This is a genomic window from Veillonella sp. VA142 (genome assembly GCF_003992135.1).
Taxonomy (GTDB): Bacteria; Bacillota; Negativicutes; order Veillonellales; family Veillonellaceae; genus F0422.
In genome coordinates this window covers 1-2,104 of the sequence record NZ_RQVN01000050.1, presented here as the reverse complement: position 1 = coordinate 2,104, position 2,104 = coordinate 1, and the positions used below count along the sequence as shown (strand labels likewise).

The 2,104-nt window shown below is 34.1% G+C and carries 5 protein-coding genes; 2 read left to right on the top strand and 3 right to left on the bottom strand.

The window, feature by feature from the left end:
* The 3 genes from EO117_RS09030 to EO117_RS09020 form a co-directional block, all read right to left on the bottom strand.
* A partial coding sequence (locus EO117_RS09030; RefSeq protein ID WP_149306083.1) for a GTP-binding protein occupies positions 1-107 on the bottom strand: 107 nt, incomplete at its 3' end.
* Positions 108-190: 83 nt separating this feature from the next.
* Entirely contained in the window at positions 191-808 is a 618-nt protein-coding gene (locus EO117_RS09025; RefSeq protein WP_126940112.1) for a hypothetical protein, read from the bottom strand.
* 24 nt (positions 809-832) lie between these two features.
* Positions 833-1,375, bottom strand: a complete 543-nt coding sequence (locus EO117_RS09020) for a Panacea domain-containing protein (RefSeq protein ID WP_126940111.1) — start codon at positions 1,373-1,375, stop codon at positions 833-835.
* Between the two features lie 158 nt (positions 1,376-1,533).
* Between EO117_RS09020 and EO117_RS09015 the strand changes: the two genes are divergently transcribed.
* Both EO117_RS09015 and EO117_RS09010 read left to right on the top strand, forming a co-directional pair.
* The gene (locus EO117_RS09015; protein WP_126940110.1) at positions 1,534-1,806 is read left to right on the top strand and encodes a type II toxin-antitoxin system Phd/YefM family antitoxin; all 273 of its coding nucleotides are present in this window, start codon (positions 1,534-1,536) and stop codon (positions 1,804-1,806) included.
* Positions 1,787-2,098 carry a type II toxin-antitoxin system RelE/ParE family toxin gene (locus EO117_RS09010; RefSeq protein ID WP_206168606.1) on the top strand — a complete coding sequence of 104 codons (312 nt, stop codon included), beginning with the start codon at positions 1,787-1,789 and terminating at the stop codon, positions 2,096-2,098. Before EO117_RS09015 ends, EO117_RS09010 begins: the two co-directional genes overlap by 20 nt.
* The last annotated feature ends 6 nt before the right edge of the window (positions 2,099-2,104 follow it).

Genomic DNA, 2,104 nt, shown 5'->3' with positions numbered 1-2,104 from the left:
AGAACTTTAGTGATTGCTGCTGTTAAAGTAGTTTTACCATGGTCAACGTGACCGATAGTACCAATGTTAACGTGTGGTTTATTACGTTCGAACTTTGCTTTTGCCATTGTTAAAATAGCCTCCTTCATTACAAAAAAATTAATTACCTTTATTATATATGATTAGATAGAGAAATACAAATACAGTTTAGTTATTTTACCATATATTCTAATACGCTAAGAACAATCCCTGTAATAATATATAAGATGAACACCTTTCCTTTTGTGTCCAATAAAATTCGAGACATTAAGGATATATTCTGATAAAAAATCCAAAGGCCAATTGCTATAATAATTCCTAAAATACCTAGTGCAGAAATATCGCCACCTACTAGTAGCAAATCCGCTGATGCGGCTATGCTTACCAATAGAATAAGTCCCGCAATAGAACCGTAGACATTAGTAATAATATTTCCATAAATGAATCCTTTGACTACATCTGACCAGGTGCCACTTCCTTTGGTCAACTTATAGAGTCCGAAAAATATAGCACTATTAATAAATAGTCCTACACCACGTACTACAAATATAAATACAGCCATCCCCAAAATGATAGCCGAACCTAAAGCAGCTATTTCCAAGACGTATGCATCCGCCAAAAAACCTATCAATGGAGATAGTAAACTAGCCACAATCAAAGAAAATATAATATCAAGACAGAAATAGGTCAACAACCCTTTTTTTACCGTCCCGTGTTCTGCAATTTGATCAAAGCCCCTACTCTTAGGGTGCCAAATTAACTCTTTTAAATCATTAAACCATGTTGTCATACGTACCTTCTCTCTACTTCCCAACTATTCGGCATAATCATACTCCTGTGGTAACACTAAATAGTTAGATTCATCTCTTGTCCCAACGAAGTCTTTCTCTGTAAATGGTAATGTGAATTTATCAACAATTTCAATATGCTCATAGTATTCTATAATTCGATGTTTCGGAATAATTTTATCGCCAGTAGAATAGTACACCTCATACCACGGTGTCCCTTTTTCATGAGATTTATTCACTAAAGAAGATGTAGATATTGTGCTATATTTACGTAGAACATCTAACAAGTATAATTGCTCTTCTTTGGTCAACGCTTGTCTATCAAACGATTGATTAACAATCCCATTTCTTCCATATTCTTTAAAAGTTTTATAAACAGATGTAACAACCGGACCTAAATCCCATGCTTCAAAATCTTCTTCAATAAGAGTATAACCTAATGATGAAATGCTCCCAGCTTGAGCAAAGTACAACAGTTTATTTAACCGTAAATTAGTCATCGCATCTTCATTAGGAGTATTAGCAACTATTTCAATAAAAAATTTCGCCACATCTATCGCTTTAGCCATAGAGCCACCACCTTTCTATACTCTCATTATACAAAGTCAATCTATGGATTTCAATGGATATCTAGCCAATAAAAAATAAAGCTTAATTTACCAGTTTATCTTTCTAAGATATTCTGATAAAATAAAGATATAATTATGATAACAAGGAGGTGTTTACTATGATTCATATTCGTCCAGTCTCTGACTTACGAAATAAATTTCCTGAAATTGAAGAAACTGTGATCAACTCAAACTCACCTGTATTTCTCACAAAAAATGGATATGGTACCATGGTGCTAATGAGCATCGAACAGTATTCCATACTGACTATGGATGTAGAAGAAAAACTTGACGAAGCAGATACATTAGCTAGAAGTTCAACTACGCGACTTTCTAAAGCTGAAGTATTTAATGCAGCAAGGAGCTATATCGATGAACAAACCAACTTATAAGCTAACTTTTCTCCCTATCTTTGAAAAAGATTTAATAGAAGTTACATCCTATATCACCAATACCCTGCAAAACCCAAGTGCTGCCCATCAACTGTTAGATGATATAGAAGTTGCAATCGAAAAAAGACTAGCAGCACCTCTTTCCTTTGCACCCTTTCGCTCATCCAAAACAAGAGAGTACCCATACTACAGAATCAATGTGCGAAACTTCTCTATTTTTTGGCTCTATAATAAATGTTGGGGCTACTCATATGAGAGTAGTCACCAACATTTTTTTGTTGCAATAAAATAGACATAT

What these genes read in the sequence shown, in the direction of transcription:
- EO117_RS09025 (WP_126940112.1), bottom strand. Translation starts at nt 808, where the DNA reads ATGACAACATGGTTTAATGATTTAAAAGAGTTAATTTGGCACCCTAAG.
- EO117_RS09020 (WP_126940111.1), bottom strand. Translation starts at nt 1,375, where the DNA reads ATGGCTAAAGCGATAGATGTGGCGAAATTTTTTATTGAAATAGTTGCT.
- EO117_RS09015 (WP_126940110.1), top strand. Translation starts at nt 1,534, where the DNA reads ATGATTCATATTCGTCCAGTCTCTGACTTACGAAATAAATTTCCTGAA.
- EO117_RS09010 (WP_206168606.1), top strand. Translation starts at nt 1,787, where the DNA reads ATGAACAAACCAACTTATAAGCTAACTTTTCTCCCTATCTTTGAAAAA.